An 18,017-nucleotide genomic window follows, 5' to 3' on the forward strand; every position below is an offset into this window, starting at 1 on the left:
CGGAGGGCCGAAAGGGGGGCTTCACGGCCGCTAAGGGGAGCCAAACCGCCGGCACCGGAGACGGTCGCAGTGTCGTGTGTGGTGCCAACGGGCGACACACTTATGCGTGACAAACCCTCCCATACATATAGCCTCGGTTACGGGCGAACGGCGATCCGTCGCGGGTCGCTCTCGACGACAGCGGCGTTCGCGGCTCCATGAGCCGTCGTCTCAGGCACGCGGAGCCGTGCCGCCGCGCGTCGGGGGCGCTCGCGGCGGTCGCTGCCCGTCCGAGCGACCAGAGACGAGATACAATGGCAAACCGACACACGCTCGAACGGCTCAGCGAGGAGTACCGGACGAACGTCCCGGACGACCTCCGGGACCCCCGCTCGTTCGACTGGTACCTCGACGCGCTGTACGAGGAGCCGCGGATCGCGCGGAACGCCCACCAGCGCGTCGCGGACATGTTCGACCACTACGGCACCCGGTACGACGAGGAGCGCGGCGTCGTCGAGTACGCGCTCGCCGCGGACGACCCGCTCCACGACGGCGAGAACGTCTTCTACGGCCGAGAGGTCCACGAGGCGATCCACGAGTTCGTCAACAAGGTGAAGTCCGGCGCCCGCGGACTCGGCCCCGAAAAGCGGATCAAGCTCCTGCTCGGTCCCGTCGGCTCCGGCAAGTCGCACTTCGACTGGCTGGTCCGCCGGTACTTCGAGGCGTACACCCGCGAGGAGGCCGGCCGGATGTACACCTTCCGCTGGGTGAACCTCTGTTCCGTGATCGACGACCAGGACCCCGGCGACGACGCGGTCCGCTCGCCGATGAACCAGGACCCGCTCGTGCTCATCCCGCGCCCCCAGCGCGAGGCCGTGATCGACGAGATCAACGAGCGGCTCGACGCCCCCTACACCCTCCGGAACGACCAGCACCCGGACCCGGCCTCGGAGTTCTACCTGAACGAGCTGCTCGCGCACTACGACGACGACTTAGAGCGCGTCCTCGACGAGCACGTCGAGGTCGTCCGGCTCGTCGCCGACGAGAACCGCCGGGAGTGCATCGAGACGTTCGAGCCGAAGGACAAGAAGAACCAGGACGAGACCGAACTCACCGGCGACGTCAACTACGCGAAACTCGCCGTCTACGGCGAGTCCGACCCGCGCGCGTTCGACTACGCCGGCGCGTTCTGTAACGCCAATCGCGGGCTGTTCTCCGGGGAGGAACTGCTCAAGCTCCAGCGGGAGTTCCTCTACGACTTCCTCCACGCCTCCCAGGAGTCGACGATCAAGCCGAAGAACAACCCGCGGATCGACATCGACCAGGTGATCGTCGGCCGGACGAACATGCCGGAGTACCGCGAGAAGACCGGCGACGAGAAGATGGAGGCGTTCAACGACCGTACCAAGCGGATCGACTACCCCTACGTGTTGGAGTACGAGAGCGAGTCGGAGATCTACCGTAAGATGCTCGACAACGCCGACGTGCCGAACGTCCACGTCGAGCCGCACGCGCTGGAGATGGCCGGGCTGTTCGGCGTGCTCACCCGGTTAGAGGAGCCCACCGACGAGACGGTGAGCCTCCTGGATAAGGCGAAGGTGTACAACGGCGAGCTGGAGGACGAGGAGATCGACCGCCGGAAGCTCCGCGAGGACGCCGCCGAGTCCGCCGACGTGGGCGAGGGGATGGACGGGATCTCCGCGCGGTTCGTCGGCGACGAGATCGCGGAGGCGATCATGGACGCCACCCACCGCGACCGCAGCTACCTCTCCCCGCTGTCCGTCTTCGACCACTTCGAGGCGAACCTCGGCGGTCACGGCTCGATCGCGGAATCGGACCTCGACCGCTACGAGCGACTCCTGGAGACCGTTCGCGAGGAGTACCGCGAGCGCGCCATCGAAGACGTGCGCCACGCGTTGGCGTACGACGTGGACGAGCTCCGCCGACAGGGCGAGAAGTACATGGACCACGTGATGGCGTACATCGACGACGCCACCGTCGACGACGAGCTGACGGGGAGGGAGACCGAGCCGGACGAGACGTTCCTGCGCGCGGTCGAAGAGCAGCTCGACGTGCCCTCCGACCGCAAGGACGACTTCCGGCAGGAGGTGTCGAACTGGGTCTCCCGTCGCGCCCGCGAGGGGCGCGGCTTCGACCCGCGGGAGAACGACCGGCTCCGGCGCGCCTTAGAACGCAAGCTCTGGGAGGACAAGAAGCACAACATCAACTTCTCGGCGCTGGTCTCCGCGACCGACCTCGACGACGAGGAGCGGAGCGCGTGGGTCGACGCCCTAGTCGATCGCGGCTACTCGGAGGACGGCGCCGCGGAGGTGCTCGAGTACGCGGGCGCCGCCGTCGCCCGCTCCGAGATCGAAGACGGCGGGGACTGAGATGACAGAACGCGACACGCCGGACGGGGGCGCGTTCGTCCGCGACGCCGACGAGACGCTCCGCGGGGCGTACGACCCGCCGATGAGCCTCGAGGAGTACGTCGACCGGGTGTTGGCCGACCCGACCGCCGCCGCCTCCGGCGCGCGGTACCTCCTCGCGGCCGTCGAGTCGCAGGGGACCCGCGAGGTCCGCGAGCGCGGCGAGCGGCTGGAGCGGTACCGGTTCTTCGACGACCCGTTCAACGACGGGGAACACGCCGTGCTCGGCAACACCGGGGCGCTCAACGCGTTCGTCGACGACCTCCGGGCCGCCGCCGCGGGCCGCGGCAACGACGAGACGATCGTGTGGATCGACGGCCCCACGGCCACCGGGAAGTCGGAGTTCAAGCGGTGTCTGGTGAACGGGATCCGGGAGTTCTCGAAGACCGAGTCCGGGCGACGCTACACCGTGGAGTGGAACGTCACCGGGGCCGGAACCGGACGCGGGGGCGGCGCGGGCGCCGCGTCGCTCTCGTACGGGGACGGCGGCGACGCCGGGGCGTGGTACCGGAGCCCCGTCCAGACCCACCCCCTCTCGGTGTTCCCGGAGGCGGTCAGGGAGTCGATCGCCGACGCCGTCGACGACGACGCCTACCCGATCGCGGCCGACGTGGACCTGGACCCGTTCAGCCGCGAGGCGTACGACCACCTCGAATCGGTGTACCGCGACGAGGGGCGGCGAGACCTGTTCTCGGCGATCACCGACCGCGACCACCTGCGAGTGACGAGCTACGTCGTCGACGTGGGCGAGGGGATCGGCGTGCTTCACGCCGAGGACGACGGGAGCCCGAAGGAGCGGCTCGTCGGCTCGTGGATGGGCGGGATGCTCCGGGAGCTCGACTCGCGCGGCCGGAAGAACCCACAGGCGTTCAGCTACGACGGCGTGCTCTCACAAGGGAACGGGGTCGCGACCGTCGTCGAGGACGCCAGCCAGCACGCGGACCTCCTCCGCCGGCTCCTCAACGTCCCCGACGAGCGGCGCGTGAAGCTCGACAAGGGGATCGGGATGGATCTCGACACCCAGCTGATCGTCATCTCGAACCCCGACCTCGACGCCGAGCTCGACCGCCACGCCGAGCGCGAGGGAGCGGACCCCCTGAAGGCGCTGAAGCGCCGGCTCACCCGCCACGAGTTCCGCTACCTCACGAACCGACGGCTCGAGGCGGAGCTGCTGCGCCGCGAGGTCGGCGGGCCGCGCGGCGTGCCGACCGTCGACGGGATCGAAGGCGACGGGGAGACCGAGGCCACCCTGGACGACCCGGCCGCACCCGACGGCGATCCGGCGAGGGCCCCCGCGAGCGAGCCCGGAGCGGCGGCCCTCACGATCGGCGTCCGCGACGGCGACGGCGGGGTCACGGAGCGCGAGCTCGCGCCCCACGCGGTCGGGGCGGCCGCGCTGTATGCCGTCGTCACGCGGCTCGACACCGACGACCTCCCGGCGGGGATCGACCTCGTCGAGAAGGCGGACCTGTACGAGACCGGCGAGATCCGACGCGATCGGAGCGGCGAGGAACAACCGATCACCGTCGACGACGTCGAGTTCGGCGACGGGGACGGCCGGAACGGGGTCCCGGTCACCTACGTCCGCGACGTCGTCGCCGAGTTGCTCGGGTCGGACGCAGACCGCAGCCACCCGGAGCTGCCGGTCGAGCGCGTGATCATGCCGACGGACGTGCTCGACGCGATGGCCGGGGGGCTCTCCGACGCACCGGTGTTCTCGCGGTCGGAGGTCGCCGAGTTCGAGAGCCGGAAGGCGCCGGTCGCCGAGCGGGTGCGCGAGCGGCAGCGGGCCGACGTGGTCGACGCGATCCTCGCCGAGGAGACCGTCTCGGAGGCCACCGTGGCCGAGTACGTCGAGCACGTGTACGCGTGGGACGCCGACGAGCCGGTCGAGACCGAGCGCGGCCCGGAGGAGCCGGACGCGCTCGCGATGAAGGTGTTCGAGACGGAGACCCTCGGTCGGTTCGACGAGGGCGACTACCGCGGGACCGACCCCGGGGAGTCGGTCGCGACGTTCCGACGCGAGCGCGTGATCCGTGCGCTCACCCGGTACGCGTGGCGGAACCGCGGCGACGCGTTCAGCGTCGACGACGTGGAGCTCGGCGAGATCCCGGAGCTGAAGGCGGTGCTGGAGTCGAACGACCTCGCGGACGTGAAGCGGCGGTTCCCGGACCTCGACCCCGCCGAGTGGACCGACCCGCCCGCCGACACCGAGACGGAGCGCACGAAGGCGGCGACGATAGACCGGCTCGTCGACCGGGGATACAGCCCCGCGTCCGCCGAGCTGACGAGCCGCGCCGTGATGCGGAGCGTCCGCGACGAGTGGGTGAGCCTGGCCCTCGACGGCGACGCGGGTGACGGCGACGCGTCGGATCGCCCGGGAGCCGACCGCGGCGGCCGGAACGGAGGTGGTCGGACGTGGGACTGACCGAGGACCGCGAGCGCTTCCGCGAGGTGGGCGAGGAGCGCCGCGAGGACCTCGCGGAGTTCATCAGCCACGGCGATCTGGGCGGCTCCGGTCCCGACCGGGTCCGGATCCCGGTGAAGATCGTCGACCTCCCCGAGTTCGAGTACGACCGACGGGAGGCCGGCGGCGTCGGGCAGGGACGGGGCGGCCAGCCCCAGCCCGGCCAGCCGGTCGACCCCGAGCCCGGCGAGGGCGACGAGGAGGGCGACCCGGGCGAGGAGGGCGGCGAACACGAGTACTACGAGATGGACCCGGAGGAGTTCGCGCGCGAGCTCGACGAGGAGCTGGGGCTCGACCTCGAACCGAAGGGGAAACAGGTCGTCGAGGAGGTGGAGGGCGACTTCACCGACACCGCCCGCGCCGGTCCGCGGGGGACCCTCGACGTCGACGAGTTCTTCAAACGCGGGCTGAAGCGCCACCTCGCCACCGACTTCGACGAGGCGTACGTCCGCGAGGGGCTGTTCGTCGCGGGCGCCGACGTGGACGACGTGTTCGCGTGGGCGCGGGGGCAGGGCGTGCCCGTCTCGCGGGCGTGGATCGCCGACGCCGCGTCGACCGCGGTCGACGAGCACGGCGAGCCAGTGGAAGCGCTCGATCGGTGGGAGAGCTTCGACGCGCTCGACGACGAGGTCGACCGCGAGCCCGCCACGCGTCGGATCCGTCGAGAGGGGCTCGACAGCGTCCCCTTCCGCCGGGAGGACGAGCGGTTCCGCCACCCCGAGGTGATCGAGGAGCGCGAGCGCAACGTCGTCGTGGTGAACGTCAGGGACGCGTCCGGCTCGATGCGCGAGACGAAACGCGAGCTGGTCGAGCGCGTGTTCACGCCGATGGACTGGTACCTGACGGGGAAGTACGACGCGGCGGAGTTCCGCTACGTCGTCCACGACGCCGAGGCGTGGGAGGTCGACCGCGAGGAGTTCTTCGGGATCCAGTCGGGCGGGGGAACCCGCATCTCCAGCGCCTACGAGCTGGTCGCCGAGATCCTCGAGGAGTACCCCTACAGCGAGTGGAACCGCTACGTGTTCGCCGCCGGCGACTCCGAGAACGCCGGCACGGACACGACCGAGTCGGTGATCCCGCTGATGGAGTCGATCGACGCCAACCTCCACGCGTACGTAGAGACCCAGCCGGGCGGCGCCGCGCCGAACGCGCGGCACGCCGACGAGGTGGAGAGCGCGCTCGGCGACGCCGACGACGTCGCCGTCGCGCGCGTGTCGGACCCCGACGACGTGACCGACGCCATCTACGAGATCCTCAGCACGGAGACGGAGGGCGACGGCGACGCGACCGCCGGCGGGGCGGCGAAGGGGCGGACAGACGGGGGTGAGCGGCGATGAGAGACGAGCGCGTCGAGGCGAAACGCGAGGCGGAGTCGCTCGACGAACCCGCCGCGGAGGCCCGCGAACTCGCCGAGCGGCTCGGGCTCGCGCCGTACCCGGTGCGGTACTGGGTCGTCGACCACGACGAGATGAACGAGCTGATCGCGTACGGCGGCTTCCAGCGGCGTTACCCCCACTGGCGCTGGGGGATGAACTACGAGCGGCAGGCGAAAAAGGACCGCCACGGCCTCGGAAAGGCGTTCGAGATCGTCAACAACGACGACCCGAGCCACGCGTTCCTCCAGGAGTCGAACTCGCCCGCCGACCAGAAGGCCGTGATCACCCACGTCGAGGCGCACGCGGACTTCTTCGCGAACAACCGCTGGTTCGGGCTGTACGCCGACCGCGGAGAGGGAGGGCCGAACGCCGCGGCGCGGCTGGAGCGCAACGCCGACCGGGTCGCCGCGATCGCCGACCGCCCGGCCGTCGACCGCGACGAGGTCGAGCGCCTGATCGACGCCGTGAGTGCGCTGGAAGACACGATCGACCAGCACAACCCGGTCGACGCCGCGCGGTCGGTCGACGAGCCCGGCGTCGCCGAGGACGTGAACGACCCCGACGAGGACCCGCTCGCGGCGATCGAAGACCGGATCGCGGAGCTGGATCTCTCCGAAGAGGTGCGCCGCGACGTGTTCGACGACGAGTGGCTCGAGGCCAGGGGCGAGGGCGTCGAGCCGGAGGAGCCGCGCCCGGACGTGCTCGCGTTCCTGCGCGATCACGGGAAGCGCTACGATCCCGACAGCGGGAAGGCGGTCGACCGCGAGCCGTGGGAGACGACCGTCATCGACGCGCTCCGCGAGGAGGCGTACTACTTCGCGGGCCAGAAGTCGACGAAGGTGATGAACGAGGGGTGGGCCACGTATTGGGAATCGATCATGATGGGCGGCGAGGGGTTCGCCGGCCCCGACGAGTTCCTCACGTACGCCGACCACATGTCCCGGGTTCTCGGCTCCCCCGGGCTCAACCCCTACAAGCTCGGGTTCGAACTGTGGACGCACGTCGAGCTGCGAGCCGCTCGCCGCGACGTGATCGACAAGCTGCTCCGGGTCGAGGGCGTGACGGCCGAGAACTTCCACTCGCGGGTCAACCTCGATCGGGTCGCCGACGCACTGGAACCGCATCCCGCGATCGCGGGAGCGGGCCCAGCGACGCTCGACGAGCTGGCCGAGCTCGCCGCCGACGGCGACCCGCGCGTCGACGCCGAGGCGGTCGACCGGGTGCTGTCGGCCCGAGACGAGGGGGAGACGGACGGCGACGACGAGAACGGTCTCGACGCCGGCCCGGACATCGAGCGGTACCCGTGGAAGCTACTGACGCGCGAGGGGCTCGCAGAGCGCCACTACGTCCTCTCGAGACCGGAACACCGGGGTGCGCTCCGAAACGTCTCGCGGGAAACACTGGCGGAGCGGGCGCGGTACATGTTCGACGTCGATCGGTACGCGACCGTCGACGAGGCCCTCGCCGACGTGGACCGGACCGCCGGCTGGGACCGGATGCTGGAGGTGCGCGAGAGCCACAACGACGTGACGTTCATCGACGCGTTTCTCACCGACGAGTTCGTGCGCGAGGGGAACTACTTCACCTACGAGTACAGCCGGGCGACCGACCAGCACCGCGTCGCCAGCGTCGACGCCGACGACGTGCGGAAGAAGCTCCTGTTGCGCTTCACGAACTTCGGGAAACCGACGGTCGTCGTGCTCGACGGAAACTTCCGGAACCGCGGCGAGCTCCTCTTGGGCCACCGGTACAACGGAGTCCCCCTCAACGAGGAGTCGGCGACGGAGACCTTAGAGCGCGTCTTCGAGCTGTGGGGCCGCCCCGTGAATCTCGCGACGATCCGCGTCGAGTACCCCGATGAGGCGATCCGACGCGCCAAGCGGCGAGGCACCGAGCCGGACGGGAACGAGGTCGGCGTGCGGTTCCAGTACGACGGCGGAGAGGTGACCGAACACGACCTCGACCCGGAGATCAGAGAGCGGATCGCGGCCGACGAGGTCGACTACGACACGAAACCGGACGACTGGCTGGCGTGACGAGCGGACAAAGAGAAGGCGCGATCGACCGCGACCGACCCGGGCCTACGCCAGGTCAGCGACCATCTCGGAGACGAACGCCGTCTCCTCCTCGTTGATCCCGTGCCCCATCCCCTCGTATATCCGCTCGTCGACGTCGGCACCGAGCGCCTCCAACACCGCGGTCGTCTCGTGGACGCGCTCCTCCGGGATGTGCGGGTCGACGTCGCTACAGCCGAGGAACGTCGGGGTCCCGCCGACCGCCTCGGCGGCGTCCCCGGCGATTTCGGCCGCGTGAGAGACGTAGTCGTCGACGTCGATCGACTCGCCGATCAGGCCGCCGCTCAGGACCGCGAGCCCGCCGTACCGGGTCGGGTTCCGCGCGACGAACTCGCTGGCGAGGCAGGCGCCCTGCGAGAAGCCGGCGACGAGGACGCGTTCGGTCGGTATCCCGGCGTCAGTCGCCGTCTCGACCGCGCGGCCGACGGCGCGGAGCCCGGAGCTCCGGCCGGGCTCGTTGTCCGCGACGGGCGCGAGGAAGGAGTTCGGATACCACGTGTTCGCCGCCGCCTGCGGCGCGAGCAGTGAGAGACCGGAGGTCTCTCTGACAGCCGGCGGCGAGAGCGCGACGTCGCGGTCGCCCGCGATCTGCTCTCCGAACTCGACGATGCTGCGCGCGGTCGCGCCGCGACCATGGACGAGGACGACGGCGGCGTCGGCCGCGTCGACATCGGTGCCGGCGGTCACCAGCGGCTCGTCGACGTGCGGGTCGTCGCCCGCGTGCGGCGATCCGCGGCTCATACGCCGACGCCCGCGTCGGCGTCGGGCAGGTCGTGTTTCTTCACCGGGAGCCCGAGCTCCTCGAGGGCGCCCTTCATGTGGCGGTCCTGCGCGAAGTCAGCGCCGTCCTCCTCGCGGAGGCGCTGGGCGGTCGCAAGCACCTCGCCCTTGCGGTCGTCGGGGATCTCGTACTTGTCGGCGGAGAGCTCGATGACGAGTCCGTTGTTGTCCTGGGTGTAGATGGAGTGGAAGATCCCCCGGTCGAACACGTTGTACCCCTTGCCGGCCTCCTTGAGCGCTTGCATGATGTCCTCGTACTCGTCGGGCTCGACGCTGAAACAGAGGTGGTGGACGGCGCCGGTGCCGGCGCGCTGGCCGCGCGCGGACGGCCGGTCGTCGCTCACGAAGAACGTCAGGATTCGCCCGTCACCGGTGTCGAAGAACAAATGCGTCTGCGAGGGATCGTCGAGGTTCGGCTGGCGGAGAACGAGCGGCATACCGAGCAGGTCGCGGTAGAACGCGATCGTGTCGGCCTCGTTGCTCCCCCAAACGGTGATGTGGTCGGTGCCGGTGGTGTGGAACGGTGCGTCCGGACGCTCCGGCGTGACCGGTGCCGGGATGTCGTCGCTCATACCACCGATACGAAGCGAACACGTATAAAAGCGAAAGGGACCGCCGAGCCACCGGCTGACATCGGTGTTATCCGGTCTTGGGAGCAGCGCGAACGCCGCACTCGAGCGGTGTCGACGCCGAAACGAACCCCTTAATCCGACCAGCGTGAACCGAAAGACATGGACATACTGCTCCACTCCGGCCTCGAACACCCGAACACCCTGTGGATCGCGGCCGCCGCGGTCGTCTCGTTCGTTCTCGGCGTCGCCTCGGTCACCTACGGTCGGCGACTCACGGCCCCGTTCCGAGACAGCACAGAGGAGTAGCTCCGAGCGCCCGAACAGAGGCGCGACCCGTCAAATCGAGCGGTTAGGACTGCTGCCAGACCGGCGGCGCGACGCCGAGCGCCCGAACGACGACCGGATAGCCGAAGGCGACGACGAACACGAGAAGCAGCGACACCAGAAACGGGAGCTGTCCGACGACGCTCTCGACGAGCGCCAACACGGCGAACATCACGACGAACATCACGCCCCAGTGGGGGGCGAGCTGGCGGACCTTCCCAGTGGTATCACTCATACGCCTCGTAACGGGCCCGACAGATATAGATTATCGGACTCGCGCGCACTCCGAGGCGGGCGATGACGCGTCGAGAAGGTGACGGAACCGGGACGGAAATCGGGAAGCGAGCGAGTCGAGTGGAACCGAAGGCTAGTACCGCGAGGGGATAAACGCCGTCGAGAGCAGGAGCACGACCGAGATCAGCGCAAGGACCACCGCGCGCGTCAGTCCGGTGTTGTACTGTTCGAAGCGGTCGATTTCCGCGACCTGCGACTCGTACCCCTCGATGTCGGTCGACAGCGTCATCGTGGACGCGTCGGGGAAGTGCGCGATGAACTCCGTCTCGCCGATCGTAACCGTTGTATCCTGTTCGATCTCGATCGTGTTAGTCTGCGTCCCCTCCCAGACGATCACAGCCTGATCGGCGGTGACTTCGTCGACGGTCACGGAGTGCCCGTCGTACTCGAAGGAGTCTCCCGTTGCGTACGAGCGCTCTTCGGGAGCGGGGAAGTACTCGTCCGCCGGGACGAGGGTCGTCTCACCGTCGTCGGTGACCGCGACGTACTCGCCGTCGTCGCGCTCTACCGTCTCGTTGTCCGCGGCGTCATCGGACTCGAGGATCGCCTGTCGGTCGAGCACCTCGACGAGCGTGACCCCTGACGGATCGTCGCCGGCGATCTCAACGGTCCACTCGCGGTCGTCGACCGCGACCGTTGACCCGTTCGCCCACGTCTCCGAGAACTCCGCCGTCTCGTTCTGCTCGAGCGTCCCGATCGGCGCCGAGTCACCCTCCGAGATCCCTGCGACGGTGTACGTCTCACCGTCGACCTCAACCGAGTCACCTTCCGAGACCTCGAAGTCTGGGTTTTCGAGGGCGATTTCCGGACTATCAGCCGTCGCGGTGAGCACACCAGCCACGCCCGCAACGAGAAGGAAGAGCGCGGCATACACGGCCACAGCGCGTCGTTGCATAGTTCCAGCATGGGTCACCCGGTGTATAACGGTTACTAAGCCGCGCTCTCGAACCCCAGAACAAATCGCCGAGTACCTCGGTGCGGCAACCACAATCGCGGTGGCGATCGTTCGCTGACGAAGCCAGTGATCTCCGAGGGTTTGCACAAGTAGAGTCGAACAGTAGACAACCAGATCGGATCTTGGTCAATGGAGATTTCATTGGGTTCGGCATATCGACCGAGAACACGCGTTGACGATCGAGTTCTGCAACAGTACTTTAATTGCGCGCTGCGGAACACGAGCAATGACAGATCCCGACAGGGCGACACCGCCGGCCGTCCTCGACAGCAAGCGCGACGCGACGAGATACCAGGTCCTCGTGGAGATCGCCGCTCGACAGCCCGCAGTAAGCCAGACGGAAATCGCCGACGCGATCGGCGTGACATCGCAGGCCGTCAGCGATTACGTCAGGGACCTTGTGGAACACGGCTACGTCGAGAAGGAAGGCCGAGGACGGTATGCAGTGACGAAGGAAGGCGTCGATTGGCTGATCTCTCGAACCGACAGCCTAGAAGCGTACCTCGACCGCGTCAGCTCTGACGTGCTCGGTAGCGTCGACGTCGACGCCGCGATCGCGATGGACGATGTCGACGAGGGAAGCGACGTGGGCCTGCTCATGCGTAACGGTGTCCTCCAGGCGAACCCCGCAGGCGGGACGGCGACGGCTGTCACCGTTACCGCCGCCGCGGCAGGCGAAGCCGTCGGCGTCGCCGACTTCGAAGGCGTAGTCGACTACGAGACCGGATACGTCACGGTGCTCCCCGTACCGCCCGTCACGAATACCGCATCCGTGGACCCCAACGTGCTTCCGTCGACCCGCCCGTCCGAGAGCCTCCTCGCCGTCGCCGGAACCGAAGCGTACGCGCTCGCAACGCAAGCAGATATGCGGCCGGACATCAGGTTCGGGACAGTCGACGCCGTTGCCGAAGCCGCAGTGCGGGGGCTGGACGTATTACTAGTGATCACAGCCGACCAGTTGCCGCAACACACCGCACGGCTCCGCGACGAGAATATCCCTCACGAGGTGCTCGATACAGGCGACTTCTGAGACGGAGACAGACGGTAACCGGCTCAGCGAGCGCGTCGCTACCGGATATCGGCGTTCGATGAAAAGCCAAGGGCCGGATTTGAACCGGCGTTGGGCGGCTCTGCAGGCCGCTGCGTCTGACCAGACTCTGCCACCTTGGCGCTATCGGACGTACCGCAGTCGAGCGTTTAAGCCTAGCGGTCGCACGTGCGGGTTGGCGCTCCCGCTCGCTACATATGAAAACAGCCCACGGACGCGATGTCCGTGGGCTGTAAACTGGGAGTATTCTCCCGGATGAATGGGCAGGCGGCGAACCGCGGTTCCCAGAGGATCGCTCACTCCAGTACTTCCCGGTACGCTGGTGGGCTTAACTTCNTAACTTCCGTGTTCGGAATGGGTACGGGTGTGTCCCCACCGCTCTGGCCGCCTTTATGCCGACTCTCGGTCTCGAACCGAGACTCTCTCCTCTAGAGAGACGCCTGTGTCGGTGGTTCCGATCTCGCGATCGGCCAACCGTGTATATGTGCGATCCAGTTACCGCCTGAACTCATACGAACTGTGGTGTCAGTGCCGTATGACTGTGGCTTCGGTCTGTTAGTGCTCGTGGACTCANGTGCGATCCAGTTACCGCCTGAACTCATACGAACTGTGGTGTCAGTGCCGTATGACTGTGGCTTCGGTCTGTTAGTGCTCGTGGACTCAACACCTCGTTGCCTCGGTGCGTACATCCCGAGTCTATCGAACTCGTCTTCTACGAGTGACCTCATCGGTACTTCTTTTCCATGTGGGTTTCGAGCTTAGATGCGTTCAGCTCTTACCCCGTGTCGCGTGGCTACCCGGCATTGCTCTTGCGAACAACCGGTACACCAGTGGCGACCAAACGTAGTTCCTCTCGTACTATACGTTCGTTCACGTCAAGTACCTTGACACCCCCAATAGATAGCAGCCGACCTGTCTCACGACGGTCTAAACCCAGCTCACGACCTCCTTTAATAGGCGAACAACCTCACCCTTGCCCGCTTCTGCACGGGCAGGATGGAGGGAACCGACATCGAGGTAGCAAGCCACCCGGTCGATATGTGCTCTTGCGGGTGACGACTCTGTTATCCCTAAGGTAGCTTTTCTGTCATCTACGGGCCCCATTCCGGAGCCTCGTAGGTTCGCTAGACCACGCTTTCGCGTCAGCGTCACTCGTTGGGAATGACACTGTCAGACCATCTTGTGCTCTTGCGCTCTTCGCCGGATTCCCGACCCGGCTGAGATGATCTTCGGGCGCGCTCGATATCTTTTCGAGCGCGTACCGCCCCAGTCAAACTGCCCGGCTACCGGTGTACTCCTCCCGGAGTGAGAGTCGCAGTCACCGACGGGTAGTATTTCAATGTTGTCTCGGTGGCCCGCTGGCGCGGGTACCTGTGTAGTGACTCCTACCTATGCTGCACATCGGCGACCACGTCTCAGCGACAGCCTGCAGTAAAGCTCTATAGGGTCTTCGCTTCCCCTTGGGGGTCTCCAGACTCCGCACTGGAACGTACAGTTCACCGGGTCCAACGTTGGGACAGTGGCGCTCTCGTTTATCCATTCATGCAAGCCGCTACTGAAGCGGCAAGGTACTACGCTACCTTAAGAGGGTCATAGTTACCCCCGCCGTTGACGGGTCCTTCGTCCTCTTGTACGAGGTGTTCAGATACCCGCACTGGGCAGGATTCAGTGACCGTACGAGTCCTTGCGGATTTGCGGTCACCTGTGTTGTTATTAGACAGTCGGAGCGCCCGAGTCACTGCGACCTGCTCCGTCGAGAGCAGGCATCCCTTCTTCCGAAGGTACGGGACTAACTTGCCGAATTCCCTAACGTCGGTTCTCCCGACAGGCCTTGGCTTGCGCTGCCAGAGCACCTGTGTCGGATCTCGGTACGGACATCGTGCTCGTCTTTTCACGGGCCCTATGTACGGCTGACTTGCGCTATCTCGCGTTTCTCTCGCTTCGTGCCGTGACGGCTTCCACGAGGTTCCACGATTTGACCGGGCGAAAGCCCGGCTCAGCGTTCCACACGGCGTCGACTTTTACTGCACGATGGCACTGGAATCTTAACCAGTTTCCCGTTGATGTAGTCGAATTACGGTACATCTTAGGACCGGCTGACCCTCGGCTGAGTGGCAGTGCCGAGGAACCCTTGCTCTTCAGGCCGTCGAGGTTCTCACCCGACTATCGCTGCTACTGTGACCAGGATTGTCGTTTCTGAACGGTCCACACGAGTTCTCACCCGTGCTTCCATCCGAACAGAACGCCAACCTACGCGGTTGCCCCTGTCAAGGGCACGGCCAGGTCTCGGTGGTAGATTTGAGCCCCGATCATTTTGGGCGCCTCAAACCTCGGCCGGTAAGCTGTTACGCTTTTCTTAGAGGGTAGCTGCTTCTAAGCTCACCTCCCGGCTGTTTAGGGCTTGAGACCACCTTCGAATCGCACTTAATCTACACTTTGGGACCTTAACCCGGCTCTGGGTTGTTCCCCTCACGGTACACAGGCTTACCCCGCGCACCGGACTCCCTTCGTCTACAGCGCCTGCGGGTTTGGAGTTCGACAGGATGGCCGACTCCTCTCGGAGGCGGGTCATCCAATCGGTAGCTCTACCCCGCGGGCTACCTCGGAAGAGGTCATGCTTCGACATGTTTCGGTTGGAACCAGCTGTTGCCAGGCTCGATGGGCCTTTCACCCCTATGCGCAGATCACGAGAGGATATTGTAGAATACCAACTCTAACGGGCCTCCACGTGGCTTTCGCCACGCTTCACCCTGCCTGCGTATAGATCGCCTGGTTTCGGGTCGCACCCAATTGACTCCCCGCGCTTGAACACGGTGGCCCTCGCAATGCTGCGGCCGTATCGGTTTCCCTGCGCCTTCCCCGGTTCACGGGTTAGACTCGCCAATCAAGTGCACTCCCTGGGTCGTTTTTCAAAACGCACGACACGACGCCGGCTCGACTCTCTTCCTACTGGAGGATCGCTCCTCGGTCGTTTTGAGAATCGCCTTGTACGCCCTGTCGCTCGATCGCCAGCTGATTTCAGGCCCTATTGCACCGCCCTTCTCGGGGTGCTTTTCAGCGTTCGCTCACGCTACTTGTTCGCTATCGGTCTCGAGGAGTGTTTAGCCTTCTCAGGGGATGCCTGAGTTGTTCACAGAGGATATCCGACCCCTGCTACTCTGGTATTGACGCCTTCTGTACTGCTTCATTCTACGGGGTTGTCACCCTGTTTCACGCTCCGTTCCAGGAGACTTCGAATGAACTGTCGAGAATTGGTTGTCAACCCGAACACCACATTGGTCCGAAGACCTTCGGTTTGGGCTGTGTCGCTTTTACTCGCGGTTACTCACGACATCGCGGTTGCGTTCTTTTCCTTCCCTTACTGAGATGTTTCAATTCAGGGAGTTCCCTATTGCGCGTGGCAATTGTAAACGGATTCCGATTCGGAGATCTCATGTTCTTTCCCTCCATGCGGGTCCCATGAGCTTTTCGCAGCTTGGCACGTCCTTCGTCGGCTCTCGAGCCGAGCCATTCACCAGCTGGCACAGTAGCCAGTAGTGTGTCAGTCGGTTCTATACAGAACCGCTGACGGTGTCAAGTGACTAGATGTCACCCGACTGTATATGGTTCACTGACGTTCCACGAACTCGTATGAGTTCAGTGGACGTCTGGATCGCACGTATACACGGTCGTCATTGGATCACGTCCAGGCATGGAGCGTGTCCGTCGAACCCTTCCCATCCGCGGTTTCCCGGAATGGTGCATCGGTCGTCGTCTACCCAATCCGAATCGCGTCTCCCACTTAAGGGGACGGATTCGCATCGGAGACATGGACTCACTGGGATTCGAACCCAGGGCATCCTCCTTGCAAGGGAGGCACTCTACCGCTGAGCTATGAGCCCACCTTCCCGATTGGGAAGGATGATTGCAGTGTGAACCGTGGTAGTTCGTCGGTGTCCAGGCCGGTGTGTGGGCGGACACGAGAGACCATGAATGAGTAGTGACCGTCTTGAGAGACGGTCGTAAGGTGAGCTCGCCCAGAGGGCGAGTCTCGGGTCGGTGGAGGTGATCCAGCCGCAGATTCCCCTACGGCTACCTTGTTACGACTTAAGCCCCCTTGCGAAGCCCAGATTCGACGCGTGTGACGCGCCTCATCCGGACCTCACTCGGGTGCTTTGACGGGCGGTGTGTGCAAGGAGCAGGGACGTATTCACCGCGCGCTTGTGACACGCGATTACTACCGAATCCAGCTTCATGTGGGCGAGTTGCAGCCCACAATCCGAACTACGATCGAGTTTCTGAGATTACCGTCTCCTTTCGGAGTTGGAACCCTTTGTCTCGACCATTGTAGCCCGCGTGTTGCCCAGCACATTCGGGGCATACTGACCTACCGTTGCCCGTTCCTTCCTCCGTGTTGGCCACGGCGGTCTCCCTACTGTCCCCAGCCACTTCGCAGTGCTGCTGGCAAGTAAGGATGCGGGTCTCGCTCGTTGCCTGACTTAACAGGACGCCTCACGGTACGAGCTGACGGCGGCCATGCACCTCCTCTCTGAAACTCGGATAAGGTCATCAACCTGATCGTCATTATTACAGTCGATGCTGGTGAGATGTCCGGCGTTGAGTCCAATTAAACCGCAGGCTCCTCCGGTTGTAGTGCTCCCCCGCCAATTCCTTTAAGTTTCATCCTTGCGGACGTACTTCCCAGGCGGTCTGTTTAGCGGCTTCCCTACGGCACAGCACCCACTCGTAGTGGGAGCCACACCTAACAGACATTGTTTACGGCCAGGACTACCCGGGTATCTAATCCGGTTCGAGACCCTGGCTTTCGTCCCTCACTGTCGGATCCGTCCTCGCGACGTGCTTTCGCCATCGGCGGTCCGTCCAGGATTACGGGATTTCACTCCTACCCCGGACGTACCCGTCGCGCCTTCCGGTCCCAAGCCACACAGTTTCCACCGGACGCCCACCCGTTGAGCGGGTGGATTTTCCGATGGACTTGTGCGGCCAGCTACGGACGCTTTAGGCCCAATAAGATCGGCCATCACTCGGGCTGCCGGTATTACCGCGGCGGCTGGCACCGGTCTTGCCCAGCCCTTATTCGTCCACCTCCCTACGGTGGACAAAAGCGTAGGCTCTATGCCTACGCACTTGGGATTCCCTTATCGCACTGGCGTGCAGTGTAAAGGTTTCGCGCCTGCTGCGCCCCGTAGGGCCCGGAATCTTGTCTCAGATTCCGTCTCCGGGTTCTCACTCTCATGACCCGTACCGATTATTGGCACGGTGGGCCGTTACCCCACCGTCTACCTAATCGGCCGCAGCCACATCCTTCGGCGCCGGAGCGTTTGGCACAGTCCTCATTCCAGGTGGACTGTGGTATGCACNCCCCACCGTCTACCTAATCGGCCGCAGCCACATCCTTCGGCGCCGGAGCGTTTGGCACAGTCCTCATTCCAGGTGGACTGTGGTATGCACTATTAGCCTCAGTTTCCCGAGGGTATTGTGCTCCGAAGGGTAGTTTGGCCACGTGTTACTGAGCTATTCGCCACGAGTCTGAACTCGTGCGACTAGCATGGCTAAATCGAATCCCAATAGCAATGGCCTCCGGCAGGATCAACCGGAATGTATAACCTCTGAGCCTGATTCCCGGCTCAGAGGGGTGTTGGCGGGTTTTGACTTGCGATAAGTCAAAACACCATTGCATGGTCTATGTGGTGTCCGGTTCACCCAGCGACCTGGATG

Annotated in this window: 10 protein-coding genes, 2 tRNA genes and 3 rRNA genes; 6 read left to right on the forward strand and 9 right to left on the reverse strand. The window is 65.2% G+C overall.

Going from position 1 to position 18,017, the window contains the following annotated elements:
- Positions 1 to 293: 293 nt before the first annotated feature.
- From C469_RS08405 to C469_RS08420, 4 genes are read left to right on the forward strand one after another with little or no spacing between them, the layout of a single operon-like run.
- The gene (locus C469_RS08405; protein WP_008005619.1) at positions 294 to 2,369 is read left to right on the forward strand and encodes a PrkA family serine protein kinase; all 2,076 of its coding nucleotides are present in this window, start codon (positions 294 to 296) and stop codon (positions 2,367 to 2,369) included.
- 1 nt (position 2,370) lies between these two features.
- Complete coding sequence (locus C469_RS08410; protein ID WP_008005621.1) at positions 2,371 to 4,836, forward strand: PrkA family serine protein kinase; 2,466 nt, start codon at positions 2,371 to 2,373, stop codon at positions 4,834 to 4,836.
- Positions 4,827 to 6,212 (forward strand): DUF444 family protein, encoded by a 1,386-nt coding sequence (locus tag C469_RS08415; RefSeq protein ID WP_008005623.1) that lies wholly within the window; start codon positions 4,827 to 4,829, stop codon positions 6,210 to 6,212. Before C469_RS08410 ends, C469_RS08415 begins: the two co-directional genes overlap by 10 nt.
- Positions 6,209 to 8,287: a SpoVR family protein gene (locus C469_RS08420; protein ID WP_008005624.1), complete on the forward strand. Its 2,079-nt coding sequence runs from the start codon at positions 6,209 to 6,211 to the stop codon at positions 8,285 to 8,287. The genes C469_RS08415 and C469_RS08420 overlap by 4 nt, the downstream gene beginning before the upstream one ends.
- 45 nt (positions 8,288 to 8,332) lie before the next feature.
- On the opposite strand, the gene C469_RS08425 is transcribed toward C469_RS08420, so the two are convergent.
- Complete coding sequence (locus C469_RS08425) at positions 8,333 to 9,067, reverse strand: alpha/beta hydrolase (RefSeq protein WP_008005625.1); 735 nt, start codon at positions 9,065 to 9,067, stop codon at positions 8,333 to 8,335.
- Positions 9,064 to 9,678 carry a VOC family protein gene (locus tag C469_RS08430; protein ID WP_008005627.1) on the reverse strand — a complete coding sequence of 205 codons (615 nt, stop codon included), beginning with the start codon at positions 9,676 to 9,678 and terminating at the stop codon, positions 9,064 to 9,066. The genes C469_RS08425 and C469_RS08430 overlap by 4 nt, the downstream gene beginning before the upstream one ends.
- Positions 9,679 to 9,837: 159 nt before the next feature.
- Between C469_RS08430 and C469_RS17205 the strand changes: the two genes are divergently transcribed.
- Entirely contained in the window at positions 9,838 to 9,984 is a 147-nt protein-coding gene (locus C469_RS17205; RefSeq protein WP_008005628.1) for a hypothetical protein, read from the forward strand.
- Positions 9,985 to 10,027: 43 nt separating this feature from the next.
- Here the strand turns inward: C469_RS17205 and C469_RS08435 are convergent, their stop codons facing one another.
- Both C469_RS08435 and C469_RS08440 read right to left on the reverse strand, forming a co-directional pair.
- Positions 10,028 to 10,237 (reverse strand): hypothetical protein, encoded by a 210-nt coding sequence (locus C469_RS08435; protein WP_008005630.1) that lies wholly within the window; start codon positions 10,235 to 10,237, stop codon positions 10,028 to 10,030.
- A 132-nt stretch (positions 10,238 to 10,369) separates the two neighbouring features.
- Positions 10,370 to 11,176 carry a hypothetical protein gene (locus C469_RS08440; RefSeq protein WP_049911171.1) on the reverse strand — a complete coding sequence of 269 codons (807 nt, stop codon included), beginning with the start codon at positions 11,174 to 11,176 and terminating at the stop codon, positions 10,370 to 10,372.
- 301 nt (positions 11,177 to 11,477) lie between these two features.
- Between C469_RS08440 and C469_RS08445 the strand changes: the two genes are divergently transcribed.
- A complete protein-coding gene (locus C469_RS08445; protein ID WP_008005634.1) occupies positions 11,478 to 12,281 on the forward strand; it encodes a DUF7839 domain-containing protein in 804 nt (267 codons plus the stop codon).
- Between the two features lie 64 nt (positions 12,282 to 12,345).
- Here the strand turns inward: C469_RS08445 and C469_RS08450 are convergent.
- The 5 genes from C469_RS08450 to C469_RS16305 form a co-directional block, all read right to left on the reverse strand.
- Positions 12,346 to 12,421, reverse strand: a tRNA-Cys gene (locus C469_RS08450).
- Positions 12,422 to 12,561: 140 nt separating this feature from the next.
- Positions 12,562 to 12,691 (reverse strand): 5S ribosomal RNA (rrf, locus tag C469_RS08455).
- Between the two features lie 231 nt (positions 12,692 to 12,922).
- Positions 12,923 to 15,839 (reverse strand): 23S ribosomal RNA (locus tag C469_RS08460).
- A gap of 269 nt (positions 15,840 to 16,108) precedes the next feature.
- Positions 16,109 to 16,180: transfer RNA gene (locus C469_RS08465), tRNA-Ala, on the reverse strand.
- Positions 16,181 to 16,338: 158 nt separating this feature from the next.
- Positions 16,339 to 17,899: ribosomal RNA gene (locus C469_RS16305) — 16S ribosomal RNA — on the reverse strand.
- The 16S, 23S and 5S rRNA genes sit together here with 2 tRNA genes alongside, the layout of an rRNA operon.
- Positions 17,900 to 18,017: the final 118 nt, after the last annotated feature.

The organism is Halorubrum lipolyticum DSM 21995, assembly GCF_000337375.1.
Taxonomy (GTDB): Archaea; Halobacteriota; Halobacteria; order Halobacteriales; family Haloferacaceae; genus Halorubrum; species Halorubrum lipolyticum.

Coding starts and splice junctions, on each gene's coding strand:
- C469_RS08405 (WP_008005619.1), top strand. CDS start 294: ATGGCAAACCGACACACGCTCGAACGGCTCAGCGAGGAGTACCGGACG.
- C469_RS08410 (WP_008005621.1), top strand. CDS start 2,371: ATGACAGAACGCGACACGCCGGACGGGGGCGCGTTCGTCCGCGACGCC.
- C469_RS08420 (WP_008005624.1), top strand. CDS start 6,209: ATGAGAGACGAGCGCGTCGAGGCGAAACGCGAGGCGGAGTCGCTCGAC.
- C469_RS08425 (WP_008005625.1), bottom strand. CDS start 9,067: ATGAGCCGCGGATCGCCGCACGCGGGCGACGACCCGCACGTCGACGAG.
- C469_RS08430 (WP_008005627.1), bottom strand. CDS start 9,678: ATGAGCGACGACATCCCGGCACCGGTCACGCCGGAGCGTCCGGACGCA.
- C469_RS17205 (WP_008005628.1), top strand. CDS start 9,838: ATGGACATACTGCTCCACTCCGGCCTCGAACACCCGAACACCCTGTGG.
- C469_RS08435 (WP_008005630.1), bottom strand. CDS start 10,237: ATGAGTGATACCACTGGGAAGGTCCGCCAGCTCGCCCCCCACTGGGGC.
- C469_RS08445 (WP_008005634.1), top strand. CDS start 11,478: ATGACAGATCCCGACAGGGCGACACCGCCGGCCGTCCTCGACAGCAAG.